The 18,989-nt window shown below is 70.2% G+C and carries 17 protein-coding genes; 4 read left to right on the top strand and 13 right to left on the bottom strand.

Annotated features, from left to right (window positions below):
• Window positions 1-30 precede the first annotated feature (30 nt).
• The 9 genes from tpiA to uvrA are packed head-to-tail and all read right to left on the bottom strand — an operon-like array spanning window position 31 to window position 11,472.
• Complete coding sequence (gene tpiA / locus LO931_RS13010) at window positions 31-825, bottom strand: triose-phosphate isomerase (RefSeq protein WP_229054146.1); 795 nt, start codon at window positions 823-825, stop codon at window positions 31-33.
• Window positions 822-2,018: a phosphoglycerate kinase gene (gene pgk / locus LO931_RS13015; RefSeq protein WP_229054147.1), complete on the bottom strand. Its 1,197-nt coding sequence runs from the start codon at window positions 2,016-2,018 to the stop codon at window positions 822-824. The genes tpiA and pgk overlap by 4 nt, the downstream gene beginning before the upstream one ends.
• 20 nt (window positions 2,019-2,038) lie before the next feature.
• A complete protein-coding gene (gene gap / locus LO931_RS13020) occupies window positions 2,039-3,043 on the bottom strand; it encodes a type I glyceraldehyde-3-phosphate dehydrogenase (RefSeq protein WP_229054148.1) in 1,005 nt (334 codons plus the stop codon).
• Window positions 3,040-3,846 carry a putative protein N(5)-glutamine methyltransferase gene (locus tag LO931_RS13025; protein WP_229054149.1) on the bottom strand — a complete coding sequence of 269 codons (807 nt, stop codon included), beginning with the start codon at window positions 3,844-3,846 and terminating at the stop codon, window positions 3,040-3,042. Before LO931_RS13025 ends, gap begins: the two co-directional genes overlap by 4 nt.
• Window positions 3,843-4,820, bottom strand: coding sequence for a DNA-binding protein WhiA (gene whiA, locus LO931_RS13030; protein ID WP_229054150.1), 978 nt, complete (start codon window positions 4,818-4,820; stop codon window positions 3,843-3,845). Before whiA ends, LO931_RS13025 begins: the two co-directional genes overlap by 4 nt.
• A 10-nt stretch (window positions 4,821-4,830) precedes the next feature.
• Window positions 4,831-5,784 (bottom strand): uridine diphosphate-N-acetylglucosamine-binding protein YvcK, encoded by a 954-nt coding sequence (yvcK, locus tag LO931_RS13035; protein WP_229054151.1) that lies wholly within the window; start codon window positions 5,782-5,784, stop codon window positions 4,831-4,833.
• Complete coding sequence (rapZ, locus tag LO931_RS13040; protein WP_229054152.1) at window positions 5,781-6,644, bottom strand: RNase adapter RapZ; 864 nt, start codon at window positions 6,642-6,644, stop codon at window positions 5,781-5,783. The genes yvcK and rapZ overlap by 4 nt, the downstream gene beginning before the upstream one ends.
• 19 nt (window positions 6,645-6,663) lie before the next feature.
• Window positions 6,664-8,610, bottom strand: a complete 1,947-nt coding sequence (gene uvrC / locus LO931_RS13045; RefSeq protein WP_229054153.1) for an excinuclease ABC subunit UvrC — start codon at window positions 8,608-8,610, stop codon at window positions 6,664-6,666.
• A gap of 6 nt (window positions 8,611-8,616) precedes the next feature.
• The gene (gene uvrA / locus LO931_RS13050) at window positions 8,617-11,472 is read right to left on the bottom strand and encodes an excinuclease ABC subunit UvrA (RefSeq protein ID WP_229054299.1); all 2,856 of its coding nucleotides are present in this window, start codon (window positions 11,470-11,472) and stop codon (window positions 8,617-8,619) included.
• A 130-nt stretch (window positions 11,473-11,602) separates the two neighbouring features.
• Between uvrA and LO931_RS13055 the strand changes: the two genes are divergently transcribed.
• The gene (locus LO931_RS13055; protein WP_229054154.1) at window positions 11,603-12,256 is read left to right on the top strand and encodes an MBL fold metallo-hydrolase; all 654 of its coding nucleotides are present in this window, start codon (window positions 11,603-11,605) and stop codon (window positions 12,254-12,256) included.
• A gap of 4 nt (window positions 12,257-12,260) precedes the next feature.
• Here the strand turns inward: LO931_RS13055 and LO931_RS13060 are convergent, their stop codons facing one another.
• Entirely contained in the window at window positions 12,261-13,235 is a 975-nt protein-coding gene (locus tag LO931_RS13060) for a hypothetical protein (protein WP_229054155.1), read from the bottom strand.
• Window positions 13,232-14,542 carry a cytochrome P450 gene (locus LO931_RS13065; RefSeq protein ID WP_229054156.1) on the bottom strand — a complete coding sequence of 437 codons (1,311 nt, stop codon included), beginning with the start codon at window positions 14,540-14,542 and terminating at the stop codon, window positions 13,232-13,234. The genes LO931_RS13060 and LO931_RS13065 overlap by 4 nt, the downstream gene beginning before the upstream one ends.
• A 172-nt stretch (window positions 14,543-14,714) precedes the next feature.
• Between LO931_RS13065 and LO931_RS13070 the strand changes: the two genes are divergently transcribed.
• Window positions 14,715-16,118 (top strand): APC family permease, encoded by a 1,404-nt coding sequence (locus LO931_RS13070; RefSeq protein ID WP_229054157.1) that lies wholly within the window; start codon window positions 14,715-14,717, stop codon window positions 16,116-16,118.
• 10 nt (window positions 16,119-16,128) lie between these two features.
• Window positions 16,129-16,404 carry a putative quinol monooxygenase gene (locus tag LO931_RS13075; RefSeq protein ID WP_229054158.1) on the top strand — a complete coding sequence of 92 codons (276 nt, stop codon included), beginning with the start codon at window positions 16,129-16,131 and terminating at the stop codon, window positions 16,402-16,404.
• Window positions 16,405-16,479: 75 nt separating this feature from the next.
• Here LO931_RS13075 and LO931_RS13080 read toward each other — a convergent pair whose 3' ends face one another.
• Complete coding sequence (locus tag LO931_RS13080) at window positions 16,480-17,556, bottom strand: TerC family protein (RefSeq protein WP_229054159.1); 1,077 nt, start codon at window positions 17,554-17,556, stop codon at window positions 16,480-16,482.
• A gap of 193 nt (window positions 17,557-17,749) precedes the next feature.
• Window positions 17,750-18,244 (bottom strand): carbonic anhydrase, encoded by a 495-nt coding sequence (locus tag LO931_RS13085; protein ID WP_229054160.1) that lies wholly within the window; start codon window positions 18,242-18,244, stop codon window positions 17,750-17,752.
• Window positions 18,245-18,382: 138 nt separating this feature from the next.
• Between LO931_RS13085 and LO931_RS13090 the strand changes: the two genes are divergently transcribed.
• On the top strand, window positions 18,383-18,979 hold the full coding sequence (locus LO931_RS13090) for a TetR/AcrR family transcriptional regulator (protein ID WP_229054161.1): 597 nt from the start codon (window positions 18,383-18,385) through the stop codon (window positions 18,977-18,979).
• Window positions 18,980-18,989: the final 10 nt, after the last annotated feature.

The raw sequence follows: 18,989 nt of genomic DNA on the forward strand, positions 1-18,989 counted from the left end.
TCCGGTTTCGGGGAACGGGTGGGATCGGGCTCAGGCGCCGGTCGAGGGCAGTGCGTAGAAGCGGGCGATGCCCGCGAACTCGTCCGCCTGGAGACTTGCGCCACCGACCAGGGCCCCGTCCACGTCGGGCTGGGCCATGATCGACGCGACGTTCGCCGCCTTGACCGATCCTCCGTACAGGATACGCAACGACTCGGCGGCTTCGGACGAGAAGGTCTCCGCAACACGCGATCGGATCGCCGCGCAGACCTCCTGGGCGTCGTCCGGGGTGGCGACCTCGCCCGTGCCGATGGCCCAGACGGGCTCGTACGCGACCACCAGGTCGGCGACCTGCTCGGCCGTCAGGCCGGCCAGGGAGCCGTCGACCTGGGCCAGCGTGTACGCGACGTGCTCGCCCGACTGACGGACCTCGAGGCCCTCGCCGACGCACACGATCGGCGTGATGCCGGCCGCGATGGCCTTGACCGCCTTGGTGTTGACGACCTGGTCGCTCTCGGCGTGGTGCTCGCGCCGCTCGGAGTGCCCGACGACCACGTAGGAGCAGCCGAGCTTGGCCAGCATGGCAGCGGAGATCTCGCCGGTGTACGCGCCGCCGTCGTGCTCGGAGACGTCCTGCGCGCCGTAGCGGATCGAGAGGTGGTCACCGTCGATCAGCGTCTGCACGCTGCGGATGTCGGTGAACGGCGGGACCACGACGACCTCGGCCTTCTCGAAGTCGTGCTTCTTGTCCTGCAGCGTCCAGGCGAGCTTCTGGACCAGCACCACGGCTTCCTGGTGGTTGAGGTTGCTCTTCCAGTTGCCGGCCATCAGGGGCGTGCGGGTCATGACGTCTCCTCCAGGATGGCCAGACCCGGGAGGGTCTTGCCTTCGAGATACTCCAGGCTCGCACCGCCGCCGGTGGAGATGTGGCCGAACGCCTCGTCGGCGAAGCCCAGCTGGCGCACGGCGGCGGCCGAGTCGCCACCACCGACGACCGACAGGCCGTCGGTCTGGGTCAGCGCCTCCGCGACGGCTCGGGTGCCGTTGGCGAACGCGGGGAACTCGAACACGCCCATGGGGCCGTTCCAGAACACCGTGCGGGCCCCGCGGACGTGCTCGGCGAACGCCTTCGCCGAGTCCGGGCCGATGTCGAGGCCCATCTGGTCGTCGGGGATCGCGTCGGCGGCCACGACGGTGGCCGGGGCGTCGGCGGAGAACGCCGGCGCGACGACCACGTCGGTCGGCAGCACGAGCTCGACGCCCTGCTCGGCCGCGCGCTTGATGTAGCCGCGCGCGACCTCGAGCTGGTCGGCCTCGAGCAGTGACGAGCCGACCCCGTGGCCCTGGGCCGCGAGGAAGGTGAACACCATGCCGCCGCCGATGAGCAGCGTGTCGGCCTTGTCGAGCAGGTTGTCGATGACGCCGAGCTTGTCGGAGACCTTCGACCCACCGAGGACGACGACGTAGGGACGCTCCGGGGTGTCGGTCAGACGACGGAGCACCTCGACCTCGGCCTGCACGAGCCCGCCGACCGCAGCAGGCAGCCGCGTGGCGACGTCGTAGACGCTGGCCTGCTTGCGGTGCACGACGCCGAAGCCGTCGGAGACGAACACGTCGGCGAGCGACGCGAGCTCGTCGGCGAACGCGCCGCGCTCGGCGTCGTCCTTGCTGGTCTCGCCCGCGTTGAAGCGGACGTTCTCCAGCACCGCGACCTGGCCGTCGGTCAGGGCGGCACTGATGTGGCGCGCCTCCTCACCCACGGTGTCGCCCGCGAACAGCACCGGGCTGCCGAGCAGCTCCGCGAGACGCTCGGCGACCGGCTTCAGCGTGTAGGCCGGGTCCGGCGTGCCCTTGGGGCGCCCGAGGTGAGCGGTCACGAGGACCTTCGCGCCCGCGTCGGCCAGCCGCTTCAGGGTCGGCAGGCTCGCACGGATGCGGCCGTCGTCGGTGATCGTCGCACCGTCGAGCGGCACGTTCAGGTCGCTGCGGACCAGGACGCGCTTGCCGGTGAGGTCGCCCAGGTCGTCGATGGTCTGCACGGTCGGAGCTCCCTCGCCGATCAGAGCGAGGCGCCGACGTGCTTGACCAGGTCGACCAGGCGGTTGGAGTAGCCCCACTCGTTGTCGTACCAGGAGACGACCTTGACCTGGTCGCCGATGACCTTCGTGAGGCCGGAGTCGAAGATGCTCGACGCCGGGTCCGTCACGATGTCGCTGGAGACGATCGGGTCGTCGGTGTAGACCAGGAAGCCCTTCATCGCGCCCTCGGATGCGTCCTTGATGATCTGGTTGACCTCCTCGACCGTGGTCTCGCGGCTGGCCGTGAACGTCAGGTCGGTCGCGGAGCCCGTGGGCACCGGGACGCGCAGCGCGTAGCCGTCGAGCTTGCCCGCGAGCTCGGGGAGCACGAGGCTGACGGCCTTCGCCGCACCCGTCGAGGTGGGGACGATGTTGATCGCGGCGGCACGGGCACGGCGCAGGTCGCTGTGCGGCGCGTCCTGCAGGTTCTGGTCCTGCGTGTAGGCGTGGATCGTGGTCATCAGGCCACGCTCGATGCCCAGGGCGTCGTTGAGGGCCTTGGCCAGCGGCGCCAGGCAGTTCGTGGTGCACGAGGCGTTCGAGATGACGGTGTGCTGCGTGCCGTCGTAGAGCTCGTGGTTGACGCCCATCACGATCGTGATGTCCTCGTTCTTGGCGGGCGCCGAGATGATGACCTTCTTCGCGCCGCCGTCGACGTGGGCCTTGGCCTTGGTCGCGTCGGTGAAGAAGCCGGTGGACTCCACGACGATGTCGACGCCGACGCTGGCCCAGTCGAGCTTCGCGGGGTCGCGCTCGGCGAACGCGGCGATCTTCTGGTCACCGACGGTGATCGACGTGTCGTCGTACGTGACGTCGGCGTCGAGGCGGCCCAGGATCGAGTCGTACTTCAGGAGGGTCGCGAGCGTCTTGTTGTCGGTGAGGTCGTTGACGGCCACGATCTCGATGTCGCCGCCCGCGGCACGAGCCGCGCGGAAGAAGTTGCGGCCGATGCGGCCAAAGCCATTGATGCCAACGCGAACGGTCACGGCGTGATGCTCCTGAAGTGGGGTGGACCTGGATCAGGGGTCAGCCTATCGAAGTCCGAGACCGCCCTGACCGCGGTGGCGTCCAGCTCGTCGTCGCGCACGATCTCGGCTGCCAGCCCGGCCTCGGCGCACGCGGCCGCCGTGGCCCGGGCCTGTCGCTCCGAGGTCTCGATCAGCAGCACTCCCCCCGGCCTCAGCCAGCCGGGTGCGGCGTGCGCGATGCGCCGGTGGAGGTCGAGGCCGTCCGCTCCCCCGTCGAGGGCGAGCCGTGGCTCGTGCAGGCGTGCCTCGGACGGCATGTGGGCGATCTCCGCGGTCGGCACGTAGGGAGCGTTGGCGACCAGCACGTCCACGCGTCCCTGCAGGTCCGCCGGCAGGGGCGCCATGAGATCGCCCTCGTGCACGCGCCCCCGGTCGCCCAGGTTGACGCGCGCCGCGACGAGGGGCACCGGGTCGAGGTCGGCTGCATGGACCTCGAGGCCGTCGAGCCGGCGGGCTGCCAGGGCGGCGACCGGTGCCACGCCGCAGCAGACCTCGACGAGGACGGACGGACGCGCCTCGACGGCGAGACGTACCAGCAGCAGGGTGCGGCGGCGCGGCACGAAGCAGCCGGCGGTGACCTGCAGGCGTTCACCGTCGAGGTCCACACGGCCGAGCACCGTCTCGAGCGGCTCTCCCCCGACCCGACGCGCGACGAGCTCGTCGAGCCTCGCGCCGGTGGCCTCGGCCCGCAGCAGCTGGGCCTCCTCCTCGGCGAAGACGCAGCCGGCCGAGCGCAGGCGCTCGACGAGGGAGTCGGTCACGACTCCGGAAGGTCCTCCAGAGTGGCCTCCGTGTCGGGAATGCCCTGCTCGGCGGCGATCTTGTCGGCCATCGCGAGGAGCCGGCGGATGCGTCCGGCGATCGCGTCCTTCGTCAGCGGCGGGACGTGGAGCTGACCCAGCTCCTCCAGGCTCGCCTGACGGTGCTCGACGCGCAGGACGCCGGCCAGCTTGAGGTGGTCGGGGACGTCGTCGCCGAGGATCTCGAGCGCTCGTGCGGCACGGGCGCCGGCGGCGACGGCCGCCCGGGCGGACCGGCGCAGGTTCGCGTCGTCGAAGTTGGCCAGGCGGTTGGCCGTGGCTCGCACCTCGCGACGCAGGCGCCGCTCCTCCCACGACAGGAGGGTCTCGTGGGCGCCGAGCCGGGTCAGCAGGGCACCGATGGCCTCGCCGTCGCGGATCACGACGCGGTCGGAGCCACGGACCTCCTTGGACTTCGCCGAGATGCCGAGCCGGCGGGCCGCCCCGACCAGCGCGAGCGCGGCCTCGTGCCCGGGGCAGCTGATCTCCAGCGCCGAGGAGCGTCCCGGCTCGGTCAGCGAGCCGTGGGCGAGGAAGGCGCCGCGCCAGGCCGACACGGCGTCGCACGACGAGCCGCCGACGACGGCCGGGGGAAGTCCGCGGATCGGGCGGCCGGAGCCGTCGATGATGCCGGTCTGCTGGGCGAGGGCCTCGCCTCCCTGGCTCACGCGCACGACGTACGTCGTGTTCTTGCGCAGGCCGTTGGGCTGCATGACGACGACCTCGCTCTGGTGGCCGTACATGTCACCGATGTCCTTGCGCAGCCTCCGCGCGGCTCCACCGCTGTCGAGCTCGGCCTCGATCACGACCTTGCCTGCGACGAGGTGCAGCCCACCGGCGAAGCGGAGGATCGAGGCGACCTCGGCCTTGCGGCAGCAAGCCTTCGTCACGGTGGTGGCCACGAGCTCGGACTTCACCTGGGACGTCAACGCCATGCGGGTCACTCTATGCCGGGGTCAGAAACCGTCCGAACGCTTTCGCCAACCTGGTGGGGTCGTGCTGGTCGCTGCCGAGCGACTGGGCGACGTCGTCGACCACCAGCCGGGCCCCCAGCTGACGGGCCGTGGCCTCCAGGTGACCCGCGTCGTCGACCACGCTGGAGTCGGCCAGGACGACGTCGATCGCGAGCTCAGGAGCGTGCGCCGAGAGCACCTCGAGGTGGTCGGTGGCGCTGAGCCCCTCGGTCTCACGGTCGCCCCGCAGGTTCAGGACGAGAGCGCGGCGGGCCCGGGTGCCGACCAAGGCGTCGCGCAGCCCGGGCACGAGCAGCGTGGGCATGACGCTGGTGAACCACGAGCCCGGCCCCACGACGACCCAGTCGGCGTCGTGGACCGCCGCGACGGCCTCCGGGCACGCCGGGGGGTCCTGCGGGTCGAGCCGGACGCTCACGACCTGCCCGTCGACCGAGGCGACCTCTGCCTGACCGCGCACGATCGTGAGCCGGTCGGGGGCCGACACCAGGTGCACGTCGGCCTCGATGTGCAGCGGGACCGCCGCCATCGGCAGGACGCGCCCCTTCGAGCCGAGCAGCTCGCCGACGAGGTCGAGCCCGGCGACGTGGTCGCCGAGGCGCTCCCAGATCGCGGCGATCAGCAGGTTGCCGATCGCGTGCCCCGCCAGCGGACCCTCACCGGCGAACCGGTGCTGAAGGACGCTCGCCCAGCGCTGACCGTGCTCGTCGTCGCCACTCAGGGCCGCGAGCGCCATGCGCAGGTCGCCGGGCGGCAGGATGCCGAACTCCTCGCGCAGGCGTCCCGAGGAGCCCCCGTTGTCGGCGACCGTGACGATGCCCGTGAGATCGGGCGTCAGACGACGCAGGGCCGTGAGGCTTGCGGCGAGCCCATGACCTCCGCCCAGTGCGGCGACGCGCAGCAGGCCCGCCGGTGCGGGCGTGCTCATTCGCGTCCCAGGTCGCGGTGCACCACGAGGGTGCTGACGCCGTGCGCGCGGAGCCTCTCGGCGAAGGCCTCCGACATCGCGACGGAGCGGTGCCGCCCGCCGGTGCAGCCGATCGCGAGCGTCAGGAAGTGCTTGTCCTCGTGCAGGAACCCGTCGGTGAACAGCGAGATGAGCTGCTCGTACTGGTCGAGGAACTCCTCGGCGCGCGGCTGGCTGCGGACGAACTCCCGCACCGGGGCGTCGAGGCCGCTCATCGGGCGCAGCTCGGGCTCCCAGTACGGGTTGGGGAGGAACCGCATGTCGGCGACCATGTCGGCGTCGATCGGGATGCCGTACTTGAAGCCGAAGGACATGACCGAGGCTCGCAGGCCCCGCGAGCCCGGCTCGCCGAACGCGGCCCGGAGCCGCTGGCCCAGCTGGTGCACGTTGAGCGAGGTGGTGTCGACGACGAGGTCGGCGCCGGCGCGGACCCGCCGCAGCAGGGCGCGCTCCTGGACGAAGCCGTCCATCAGTCGGCCCTCCAGGCTCAGGGGGTGCGGCCGACGCGCCGCCTCCTGGCGCCGCACCAGGACCTCGTCGCTGGCCTCGAGGTAGAGCACGCGCGTGGGCACGCCGCGCTGGCGCAGTCGGACCAGGGCCTCGTCGAGCTCCCCGAAGAACGATCGCGAGCGGGCGTCGACCACGACGGCGAGCAGGTCGATGTCGGCGGCCTTCTCGATCGTGTCGATCGTGCTGTCGAGCAGCACCGGCGGCAGGTTGTCGATCACGTAGTAGCCGAGCTTCTCCAGCACCTTCGCGGCCGTGCCGCGTCCGGCTCCGGTCATGCCGGTGACGACCACGGCCTCGTTCAGCTGGCTCATTACCGGGTCGCTCCTCGTGTCAGTCGTCGATGATCTCGCCGGTGGCGGTGTTGACCGAGGGGGCCGGTGCCGCCGCGCCGAGTGCCGTCGCGATCGATTCTGCCGTAGTGCGCCCCACGCCCGGCACACCGGCGATGTCGTCGACCGACGCGGCGCGCAGCTTCTTGAGCGTGCCGAAGTGCTTCATGACCGCGGCGCGTCGGGTGGGACCGAGCCCCTCGACCTCGTCGAGGACGGAGGCGGTCATCGAGGTGCTGCGCCGCTTGCGGTGGTGGCTGATGGCGAAGCGGTGGGCCTCGTCGCGGACCCGCTGCAGCATGTAGAGACCCTCGCTGGTGCGCGGGAGGATCACGGGGTGGGGGTCGTCGGGGAGCCAGACCTCCTCCAGCCGCTTCGCGAGACCCACCAGGGCGATGTCGGTGATGCCGAGCTCGTCGAGCGCCTGCTTCGCCGCGGCGACCTGCGGCGGACCACCGTCGACGACGACGAGCGAGGGCGCGTAGGCGAAGCGGCGCTTCTCGGCGACCGCCTCGGCCGGCTCGGGGGGCAGGTCGCCGTGCTCGACCGCCTGCGGACCCTCCAGGTGTCGCTTGAACCGGCGTCCGATCACCTCGTGCATCGCGGCGACGTCGCTCTGGCCCTCGTGCCGCACGACGAAGCGCCGGTACTCGGACTTGCGGGGCAGGCCGTCCTCGAAGACGACCATGGAGGCGACGATCTCGGTGCCCTGCAGGTTCGAGATGTCGAAGCACTCGATGCGCAGCGGAGCGTCCGGCAGGCCCAGGGCGGCCTGGAGCTCCTCGAGCGCGACGCTGCGGGTGGTGAGGTCTCCGGCTCGCTTCATCTTGTGGCGGGCGAGCGCCTGCTTGGCGTTCTGCTCGACGGTCTCGAGCAGCCGTCGCTTGTCGCCCCGTTGCGGCACGCGGAAGCGCACGGGACCGCCGCGGTGCTCACCGAGCAGCTCCTCCACGAGCGTCGCGTCGGCCGGCACGACCGGGACCAGCACCTCACGTGGCACGGCCGTGGGCGAGCCGTCGGCGTACAACGTCATCACGGCGCGCTGCACGAGCTCGGGCAGCTCGGCCTCGTCGGCCCGGTCGGCGACCCAGCCACGCTGACCGCGGATGCGACCACCCCGGACCGAGAAGATCTGCACGGCCACCTCGAGGGGGTCCTCGGCGAAGCCCAGCACGTCGGCGTCGGTGCCGTCGGTGAGCACGACGGTCTGCTTCTCGAGCACCTTGTCGATCGCGCCCAGGTCGTCGCGGTACTTGGCGGCCAGCTCGAACTCGAGGCCGTCGGACGCGCGCTGCATCTTCTCCTTGAGGTCGCGCGTGATGACCTTCGTGCTGCCGCCCATGAAGCCCATGAAGTCGTCGACGATCTCGCGGTGCTCCTCGGGCGTGACCCGACCGACGCACGGGGCGGCGCACTTGCCGATGTCGCCCAGCAGGCAGGGCCGTCCGGCGGCCCGCGCGCTGCGGAACGTCCCGGCCGAGCACGACCGCATGGGGAAGACGCGCAGCAGGGTGTCGACGGTGTCGCGGATCGCCCACGCGTGCGAGTAGGGCCCGAAGTACCGCACCCCCTTGCGCTGGCTGCCGCGCATGACCTGCACGCGCGGGACCTCCTCACCGACCGTGAAGGCCAGCCACGGGTAGGACTTGTCGTCGCGGTACTTGACGTTGAAGCGCGGGTCGAACTGCTTGATCCAGGTGTACTCGAGCTGCAGGGCCTCGACCTCGGTCGACACCACCGTCCACTCGACGGAGGCGGCCGTGGTGACCATGCGCCGCGTGCGCTCGTGCAACCCGTCGGGGTCGGCGAAGTAGGACGTGAGCCGCTGACGCAGCGACTTGGCCTTGCCGACATAGATGACCCGCGCATCGGCGTCCCGGAACTTGTAGACCCCCGGTTCGGTCGGGATCTCCCCCGTCTTGGGACGGTAGGTCGCTGGATCGGCCACGTCGAGTCAGTCCAGCAGCGGGGCGAGGAACTGGCCGGTGTGGCTGGACTCGACCTGGGCCACGGACTCGGGGGTGCCCTCGGCGATCACGATGCCGCCACCGCTGCCGCCCTCGGGGCCCATGTCGATGATCCAGTCGGCGGTCTTGATGACGTCGAGGTTGTGCTCGATGACGATGACCGAGTTGCCCGTGTCGACGATGCGACCGAGCACCAGCAGGAGCTTGCGGATGTCCTCGAAGTGCAGACCCGTGGTGGGCTCGTCGAGCACGTAGAGGGTGCGCCCGGTGGAGCGCTTCTGCAGCTCGGAGGCGAGCTTGACGCGCTGCGCCTCACCGCCTGACAGCGTGGGGGCGGGCTGACCGAGCCGCACGTAGCCCAGGCCCACGTCGACCAGGGTGCGCAGGTGACGGGCGATCGGCGGGATGGCCTCGAAGAACTCGACGCCCTCCTCGATCGGCATGTCGAGGACCTCGGCGATCGTCTTGCCCTTGTAGTGCACCTCGAGCGTCTCGCGGTTGTAGCGAGCGCCGTGGCAGACCTCGCACGGCACGTAGACGTCGGGCAGGAAGTTCATCTCGATCTTGATCGTGCCGTCGCCGGAGCAGGCCTCGCAGCGGCCGCCCTTGATGTTGAACGAGAAGCGGCCCTGCTGGTACCCGCGCATCTTCGCCTCGGGCGTCTGCGCGAAGAGCTTGCGCACGTGGTCGAACACGCCCGTGTAGGTGGCCGGGTTGGACCGCGGGGTGCGACCGATGGGCGACTGGTCGACGTGGATGACCTTGTCGACCTGGTCGAGGCCGTCGATCGTGCGGTGGCGGCCCGGGATGGTGCGGGCGCCGTAGATCGAGCGCGCGAGCGAGCGGTAGAGGATGTCGTTGACGAGCGTGGACTTGCCCGAGCCGGACACCCCGGTGACGGCCACGAGCTGGCCCAGCGGGAACTCGACGTCGATGTCGCGCAGGTTGTTCTCACGCGCGCCGCGCACCGTGAGGGCGCGCTCCTTCTGGCGCGGACGGCGCACGGCGGGGACCGGGATCTTCTCGCGTCCCGACAGGTACTTGCCGGTGATGGAGTCGGGGCTCTTCAGCAGGTCCTCGACGGGGCCGGAGACGATGACCTGCCCGCCGTGCTCACCGGCGCCCGGGCCGATGTCGACGACCCAGTCGGCGACCGCGATGGTGTCCTCGTCGTGCTCGACGACGATCAGCGTGTTGCCGAGGTCGCGGAGGCGTTGCAAGGTCTCGATGAGGCGCCGGTTGTCGCGCTGGTGCAGGCCGATGGACGGCTCGTCGAGCACGTAGAGCACGCCCACGAGGCCGGCGCCGATCTGCGTGGCCAGGCGGATGCGCTGCGCCTCGCCGCCCGAGAGCGATCCGGCCGCGCGGTCGAGCGAGATGTAGTCGAGGCCCACGTCGAGCAGGAACTGCAGGCGCTCGTCGATCTCCTTGAGAACACGCTCGCCGATCTGCAGCTCGCGGTCGTTCATGGCGAGTCCGCGCAGGTACACGGCGGCCTCGGCGATCGAGAGGTTGCTGACCTCGGCGATGTTCTTGGGGCCCAGCTCGGGGTGGTCGAGCAGCACCGCGCGGATGACCGGCTTGAGGCGGGTGCCGTCGCAGGCGCCGCACGGCACCTCGCGCATGAAGCCCTCGAGCCGCTCGCGGTTGGTGTCGGAGTCGGTCTCGGCGTGCCGGCGCTGCACGAACTCGACGGCACCGTCGAACACGGTGTCGTACTCGCGCCGACGGCCGTAGCGGTTCTTGTAGACGACGTGCACCTTGCCGGGACGCCCGTACATCAGGATCTTCTGCACGTCGTCGGACAGCTCGCCGTACGGCACGTCGGTGCTGAACCCGAGCTCGTCGCCCAGGGCCTGCAGGATGCGCAGGAAGTAGTCGGACATCTGGTTGTACGACCACGGCGCGATGGCGCCCTCGTCGAGCGACTTCTGCGGGTCGGGCACGACCAGCTCGGGGTCGACCTCCATGCGCACGCCGAGGCCGTGGCACTCGGCGCAGGCACCGAAGGGCGCGTTGAACGAGAACGAGCGCGGCTCGAGCTCGTCGACCGCCAGCGGGTGGTCGTTGGGGCACGCCAGCTTCTCGGAGAAGCGCCGCGTGCGCTCCGGGTCGTCGTCGGGCAGGTCGACGAAGTCGATGATGACCAGGCCGTCGGCCAGGCCGAGGGCCGTCTCGACCGACTCGGTGAGCCGCTGCTGGGCGCTGCGCTTGGCCTGGAGACGGTCGACGACGACGTCGATCGTGTGCTTCTTCTGCTTGGCCAGCTTCGGCGGCTCGTCGGCCAGCATGTGCACCTCGCCGTCGACGACGGCGCGGCTGAAGCCCTGCGACTGCAGCTGGCGGAACAGGTCGAGGTACTCGCCCTTGCGCCCACGGATGACCGGCGCGATGACCTGGAAGCGCGTGCCCTCGGGCGAGGAGAGGATGCGGTCGACGATCTGCTGCGGGGTCTGCCGCGCGATCGGCTCGCCGCACTCGGGGCAGTGCGGGCGGCCAGCGCGGGCGTAGAGCAGGCGGAGGTAGTCGTAGACCTCGGTGATCGTGCCGACCGTCGAGCGGGGGTTGCGCGAGGTGGACTTCTGGTCGATCGAGACCGCGGGCGAGAGCCCTTCGATGAAGTCGACGTCGGGCTTGTCCATCTGGCCCAGGAACTGGCGGGCGTAGGCGGACAGCGACTCGACGTAGCGTCGCTGGCCCTCGGCGAAGATCGTGTCGAAGGCGAGCGAGGACTTGCCCGACCCGGACAGGCCGGTGAACACGATGAGCGCGTCGCGGGGCAGGTCGAGCGAGACGTCCTTCAGGTTGTGCTCGCGCGCGCCCCGGACGACGATCTGGTCGATGCTGCTGCTGCCCTCGCGAGGGGATCGCGCGGGCTTGCGGGCAGGACGGGACGACGTACGTGTGGGCACCCGATCAGCCTAACCACGGGGTGTGACAGTTTCTTGTCGAGCGCTGCCTAGGATCGGGGTCATGACGTACACGGGACAGGTCCAGGTCGGCGGTCCGGCCGACGTGCAGGACGCCAACGACCTGGAGATCACCAAGCTCGCGGTCGGTCCGATGTCGAACAACGTGTACCTGCTGCGGTGCACCCTGACCGGCGAACGGCTCATCATCGACGCCGCCGACGAGGCCGAGCGCATCCTCGCGGAGGTCGGCGAGAACGACGTGGCCCGCATCGTCACGACGCACCGCCACCCGGACCACTGGGCCGCCCTCGAGGCGGTGCGCTCCGCGACCGGCGCCGAGACGATCGCCGGAGAGCGCGACGCCGAGGGCATCGACGTCGTGACCGACGTCATGGTCGCGACCGGCGCTCGCGTCCGCGTCGGCTCGTGCGAGCTCGAGGTCATCGAGATCGTCGGCCACACCCCTGGCTCGATCGCCCTGGCCTATGACGACCCCGACGGCATCGTGCACCTGTTCACGGGTGACTCGCTCTTCCCCGGCGGAGTCGGCAAGACCTGGTCGGAGGGCGACTTCACGACCCTCCTCGACGAGGTCGAGCGCAAGATCTTCGACCGCTTCGCCGACGACACCCGCTTCTACCCCGGCCACGGCGACGACTCCACCCTCGGCGCCGAGCGCCCCAGCATCCCGGAGTGGCGCCAGCGCGGCTGGTAGGCGGTCAGGTGCTCGGCGGGTTCTCCCGGAGGGCGCGGTAGACGGCGTGGACGGCGACGGCGCGCTCGAGCTGGGTCGACAGTCCCGAGAAGAACTGGCGGCGGTACGTCTCGTCGGTCACCGCGTAGACCGTGAAGTAGAGCCCCGAGAACGAGGCCAGGAAGACCGCGACCTGGAAGAGGTCGTTGGTCAGCGGCAGGCGCCGGCCCAGCCACGAGGGCAGGTCGGAGACCGGCTGGCCCGTCCACGACTCGATCGTCTCGGGCGGGATCGTCAGCGCCCCGAACACGACGAAGAAGCCGAAGAGCCCGGCCGTCAGCAGCAGCACCTGGACCGCCTGGCTGAACAGCAGCACGAGCACGAGGTTCGCGCGGGCGAAGCGAGGGAGCTCGCCCACCCGGACGTCGACGCCCCCCGCCAGCTCCGCGGCCGGCGTACCGTCGCAGCAGTCCTGCAGGCGGTCACCCACGACCTCGTCCTCGACCGCACGCACCTCCTCCGGCAGCCGGGCCAGCAGGAAGGCCGTGGCGACGAGCGCGAACGCGCCGGCCGACAGCCACAGCACGGTGCGTGACATGAGTGCCGCGACCTGCCAGACCTCGGCGTTGATGAACAGGAACGTCACCGCCAGGAGCAGCAGCGGCAGGGCGCGCGTCAGCAGGGGCAGCAGGAGCCCGAGGGAGCCGAACGTGCGGCGCACGGCCCACCGCACCATCGTGCCCATCCGCAGCAGCCGACCCGCGTAGAGCGCCAGGAGCGCGACGAACACGGCGACCCCCGAGAGGATCCCGTCGCCCGCGTCGCCGATGGTGCGCGAGACCGCGATCCCGGCACCGACGCCCAGGCCGATGAGGACGACGATCAGCGCGACGATGCGCCGGCTGGAGAGCCACCGCTCGACCGTCTCGGCCTGGTCGCCGACGAAGTACGGCAGACCGTGCTCGTCGAACCAGCGCTCGAGCCGGTCGAGATCGGTCATGAATCGAGCCGGACCGGGAGCTCCTCGACCCCGAACACGAAGCTGAGCTGGCGGAACGAGAGCTCCGACTCGGGACGGTCGAGCGCGAGCTCGGGGAACCGGCGCAGCAGTCGCGGCAGCACGATGCGCAGCTCCATGCGGGCGAGCTCGGCACCGATGCAGCGGTGGATGCCGTGCCCGAAGGCCAGGTGCCCGCTCTTCGGCACGCGGTACGGGTCGAACGACTCCGGGGACTCCCCCGCGGCCTCCGGGTCGCGGTTCGCACCGGAGAGCGACGCGAGGATGACGTCGCCCGCCTTGACCTGGGTGCCGAACAGCATCATGTCGCGCTTGGCGAACCGGGGGAACGCCACCTGCACGACGGCGAGGTAGCGCAGCAGCTCCTCGACCACCCCGTCGACGTCCTCGCGGGAGCCGTCGCGGGTCAGCGCCGCGTAGGCCGGGTCGCGCAGCAGCACCATGGTGCCCAGCGCGATCATGCCGGCGGTCGTCTCGAAGCCGCCGGTGAAGACGCCGTCGGCGAGGCCGGCCAGGTCGACGTCGGAGATCGCGTCACCCTCGTCGCGGATGATCTGGCCGATCAGGCCCGGGCCGGGCTCGAGGCGCTGGCGCGCGACGGCGTCGAACAGGAACTCGCGCTGGGCCGACACGGCACCGAACGCCGCGGCCGCGCCGTTGGTGGCGTCGAAGCGGGCGCTGCCCAGGCCCGCGAACGTCTCGCGGTCGTCGTAGTCGAGGCCGAGCAGGTCGCAGATGGTCTGGAACGGCACCGGGAAGGCGAGGTGCTGGGCGAGGTCGGCCACGCCACCGTTGTCGGCGGCCGCCTTCGCGAGGTCGTCGAGCTGGCGCTCGACGCGCTCCTCGATCAGGGGCTCCAGGCGGGCCAGGCGCCGCATCGTGAACTCGGGGGTGATGATCTTGCGCAGCCGTGTGTGCAGCGGCGGATCGGTGAAACCGAGGCCGCCGATGTCGTCCGACGTCGCCGGGCCGTCACCGGAGAACAGGTGCCGGATGTCGTTGGAGTACTCGTCGCGCGCCGTGAGGACCTGCCGCGTCTCCTCGTGCCCCGTGACGAGGTACGCCGTGAAGTCGAACGGGAGGTCCAGCTTGTGCATCGGCTCGGACTCACGCCACTCTGCGATCTTCGGCAGCGGGTCCGTGGCGTCACGCTGGAGCGGGATCTTCGTCTCCTCGGGCAAGAACGAGATCGTCGAGAGATCGATCCCCTTCTTGCGGATGCGGCGCAGTACCAGCGAAGTCAGCATGCGCTTGACCACCCCGGGCACGCGAACTTGCAGCGTCGACACGACCAGCAAGATACACCGAAAACTTCACTCCCCCGTGACGCCCCACGCTTGCGCACCGCGCCGAGCGGGGCCACGGTAGGGGGTTATCGAGGTATTCACGCATTCTTCAGGACGGGGTTGAAGCATGGCGCACGCTGCGGACACAGAGGAACAGCCGACCGAGCTGAAGAGAGTGCTGGGGCCCAAGCTCCTGCTGCTGTTCATCGTCGGCGACATCTTGGGCGCCGGCGTCTACGCCGTCACGGGACAGATGGCAGGTGTGGTCGGCGGCGTCGTCTGGCTGCCGTTCCTGCTGGCGTTCGTGGTGGCCACGATCACCGCGCTCTCCTACCTGGAGCTCGTCACCAAGTACCCGCAGGCGGCCGGCGCGGCGCTCTACGCGCACAAGGCCTTCGGGGTCCACTTCATCACCTTCATCGTCGCGTTCGCCGTGGTCTGCTCGGGCATCACGAGCGCCTCGACGGCCTCGGCGACCCTGTCGGGCTTCCTGAGCGACGGTCTCCGGCTCAACGGCTGGATCTCCGAGGACGGCTTCAGCGACAGCACCATCACGATCGTCGCGATGCTGTTCATGGTGCTGCTCGCGGCCATCAACCTCCGGGGCGTCGGCGAGAGCGTGAAGTTCAACGTCGTGCTCACGATCGTCGAGGTCGTGGCGCTGACGATCGTCATCGGTGTCGGGTTCTTCGTCATCGCGAGCGGTGACGGCGACCTGAGCCGCATCACGGTCTTCGAGAACCCCGAGGGCAAGAACCTGTTCCTCGCGGTCACGATCGCCACGTCGATCGCGTTCTTCGCGATGGTGGGCTTCGAGGACGCGGTCAACATGGTCGAGGAGACCAAGGACCCGCAGAAGATCTTCCCGCGCACGATGCTCACGGGTCTGGGCATCGCGGTGATCCTCTACATGCTCGTGGCCGTCGCGGTCGTGAGCGTGCTGACGTCCGACCAGATCAACCAGATCAACGCCGACGGCGACCGGGCGCTCCTGGCGGTCGTCTCGCAGGGCGCACCGGACTTCCCGATGGACAAGATCTTCCCGTTCCTCGCGGTCTTCGCTGTCGCGAACACGGCCCTGATCAACATGCTCATGGCGAGCCGGCTGATCTACGGCATGGCGAAGCAGAACGTCCTGCCGCGCCAGCTCGGCGCCGTCCTGCCCGGTCGGCGTACGCCGTGGACCGCGATCGGGTTCACCACGCTGCTGGCGCTCGGCCTGATCCTGTACGTCCGTCAGGACGCCGACAGCGACATCGTGCTGAACCTGGCCACCGTGACCTCGTTCCTGCTGCTGTGCGTGTTCGCGATCGTCAACGTCTCCTGCCTCGTGCTGCGCGGCAAGCGGCACGAGCACGTCAAGACGTTCTTCACCTCCCCCGGCCCCATGCCGGCCGTGGGAGCGGTCCTGTGCCTGTACCTGGCGGGACCGTGGGTCGACCGCGACGCGATCGTGTACGAGATCGCCGGCGGCCTCATGGTCATCGGTGTCGTGCTGTGGTTCGTCACCTGGGCCATCAACAAGGCCACGGGCCAGGACGGCTCGAAGTTCGAGGACGTCAGCAAGCTGGACGAGTGACGTGCTGATCGTGGCCGGATGGCTCCGGGTCGACCCTGCGGCTCGCGACGAGTACGTCGCGAGCTGCAGGGCGGTCGTGGAGTCGGCCCACGCGGCGCCCGGCCAGCTGGAGTTCGCCATCACGGCCGACTCCGTCGACCCGGGCCTGATCCGCATCCACGAGCAGTGGGAGGACGAGGCATCGCTCCTGGCGTTCCGCGGCTCCGGCCCGGACGACGGGCAGACGGCACAGGTGCTCGACGCCGACGTCCGCCGGTTCGAGATCTCCTCCGTGGGACCCGCCTGACCTCGGCTACACGCGCCACGCACGAGGGCCCCGACACCATCCGGTGTCGGGGCCCTCGTCGTGGTGCAGGTGCGCTCAGCCCTGCTTGCGGTTGTCCTCGCGCTCCTTCGCAGCGGCGGCCTCCTGGGCCTCCTGCTCCGGGGTGCGCTCGGTGCCGTCGGGGTTGAGGCCCGCGCGGACCCGGCGACCCGAGACCACGAGGCTGACGATCGCCGTGATGCTCAGCGTGCCGACGATGACGCCGAGGCTGAGCAGCGTCGGGATCTCCCAGACGGGCACGTGCTCGCCACCGTTGATGAACGGCAGCTCGTTCTCGTGCAGCGCGTGCAGCACGAGCTTGACGCCGATGAACGCCAGCAGGAACGCCAGGCCCTGCGACAGGTAGATCAGGCGCTTCAGCAGGTCACCCAGCAGGAAGTACAGCTGGCGCAGACCCATCAGGGCGAACACGTTGGCCGTGAAGACCAGGTACGGCTCCTTGGTCAGGCCGTAGATCGCCGGGATGGAGTCGAGCGCGAACAGCAGGTCGGTCGTGCCGAGCGCGATGATCACCAGGAACATCGGCGTGATGGCGCGCTTGCCGTTCTCCTTGACGATCAGCTTCAGGCCGTCCCACTGCTCGGAGAGCTGGAAGCGCTTGCGGGCAAACTTGACGACCGCGTTGTCCGCGTCGTCGTCGTGGTCGGTGTCGGCCACCAGCTTGATCGCGGTGTACAGCAGGAACGCGCCGAAGATGTAGAAGACCCACGAGAAGTTGTTGATCGCCACGGCGCCGAGCGCGATGAAGATGCCGCGGAACACGATGGCGATGATGATGCCGACCAGCAGGGCCTCCTGCTGGTACTTCCTCGGCACCTTGAAGCTCGCCATGATGATGAGGAAGATGAACAGGTTGTCGACCGACAGGCTGTACTCGGTCAACCAGCCGGCGAAGAACTGCAGACCGTAGTCCTCGTCCTTGCCGGGACCGTCGTGGAAGTAGATGACCCACAGGCCGAAGGCGACGGCCATCGACACGTAGATGCTCAGGTAGATGGAGCACTCCTTGATGGAGGGCTCGTGCGGCTTCCGCGCGACGACGATGATGTCGAACAGCAGCACCGCGATCGTGACGCCGATCGTGATGCTCCACTCGAGCGTAGAGACGTTCAAGGTGTGGTCCTCCGGTTGTGCTGACCGGAGGTCTCTTCCGCCGCCTCAGCGAGGCGACCCACCTGCCGGATCGCGGGGCGCGATCGTGATGACGAACAGGTGGCTGGGGAGTACTCCCCTCCGCGGAGTATTCTGACAGGCCCGGCGGAACGGGGCGAATCGAGACACGCCCGCCGGGCCGCAGACGCTCTGCTCAGGCAGTGGTGACCTCGTCGATGGCTCCCGTCGCGACGTCGAAGACGAACCCGCGGACGTGGTCCTTCTTCGGCACGAACGGGCTGGCCTTGATGCGGTTGATGCCCTGCACGACGTCGGCTGCGGCGTCGGGGAACGCCTCGGCCGACCAGCTCGGGCGGATGCCGGTCTCGGCCTCGATGCCCTGGCGGAACTCGTCGTCGCTGAAGGTCACCATGCCGCAGTCGGTGTGGTGGACCAGGACGATCTCCTCGGTGCCGAGCAGCCGCTGGCTGATGGCGAGCGACCGGAGGGCGTCCTCGGTCACGACGCCGCCAGCGTTGCGGATGACGTGCGCGTCGCCCTCGGCGATCCCGAGGATCTTGGCGGGATCGAGGCGCGCGTCCATGCACGCGACGACCGCGACCTTGCGCGCGGGCGGGAGAGGCAGCGGACCCTCGAAGCCCTGCTGGTAGCTCTTGTTGGCCTCGACGAACTCGTCGGTGGTGGTCATGATTCCTCCAGGTGGCAGATGGGTGGTCCCCCCACCGTGCCCCGGATCCGAGGGTGCGGACGGGCGTGTCAGCGCGCAAGACGACCGGCCGTCCCGTCGCATCCGTGCTAGGGCGAACCCGTCCGTAGCCTGGCGCGCATGACTCGCCCAGCCCGGCGCACCCAGGACGAGCGCACTGCACGCACACGGGACCGCATCATCGACGCCGCTCTCACCTGCCTCGGCGAACGCGGCTACGGCTCCACCTCGCTCGGTGCCGTGCAGGCACGGGCCGGCGTGGCCCGAGGCACGCTCCTGCACCACTTCCCCACCCGGGCGACCTTGATGGCGGCGGCCGCCGAGCACCTCGTCGACCTCCGGTTGCAGCTCCTGACCTCCGAGGTGGAACCGGGCGACGACCCGTGGGACGTCGTGGTCGAGCTGGTCTGGCGCGACTTCCGGTCCGAGACGTCGGCCGCCGCGCTGGAGCTGTGGGTCGCGGCGCGCACCGACGAGCGGCTTCGCGCCGACCTGCTGCCGGTGCAGCGGCGCCTGCTCGCGGGCCTCCGCGACCGGGTCGTCGAGCTGCTCGGCGCGGACGACGACCCCCGGGTCGCGACGCTCCTGCAGCTCACGATGGACCTGCTGACCGGCAGTGCCATGACGAGCATCCTCGTCGATCCGGAGCAGTCGGCTCATCGGGTGGACGCCTGGCGACGCGCCCTGCCCGAGCTCGCGCGCACCGCCTCGTCGTAGGCGGACGACG

It is taken from the genome of Aeromicrobium sp. Leaf350, assembly GCF_916858655.1.
Taxonomy (GTDB): domain Bacteria; phylum Actinomycetota; class Actinomycetes; order Propionibacteriales; family Nocardioidaceae; genus Aeromicrobium.

Coding starts and splice junctions, on each gene's coding strand:
- tpiA (WP_229054146.1), bottom strand. CDS start 825: ATGACCCGCACGCCCCTGATGGCCGGCAACTGGAAGAGCAACCTCAAC.
- whiA (WP_229054150.1), bottom strand. CDS start 4,820: ATGGCGTTGACGTCCCAGGTGAAGTCCGAGCTCGTGGCCACCACCGTG.
- yvcK (WP_229054151.1), bottom strand. CDS start 5,784: ATGAGCACGCCCGCACCGGCGGGCCTGCTGCGCGTCGCCGCACTGGGC.
- rapZ (WP_229054152.1), bottom strand. CDS start 6,644: ATGAGCCAGCTGAACGAGGCCGTGGTCGTCACCGGCATGACCGGAGCC.
- LO931_RS13055 (WP_229054154.1), top strand. CDS start 11,603: ATGACGTACACGGGACAGGTCCAGGTCGGCGGTCCGGCCGACGTGCAG.
- LO931_RS13060 (WP_229054155.1), bottom strand. CDS start 13,235: ATGACCGATCTCGACCGGCTCGAGCGCTGGTTCGACGAGCACGGTCTG.
- LO931_RS13085 (WP_229054160.1), bottom strand. CDS start 18,244: ATGACCACCACCGACGAGTTCGTCGAGGCCAACAAGAGCTACCAGCAG.
- LO931_RS13090 (WP_229054161.1), top strand. CDS start 18,383: ATGACTCGCCCAGCCCGGCGCACCCAGGACGAGCGCACTGCACGCACA.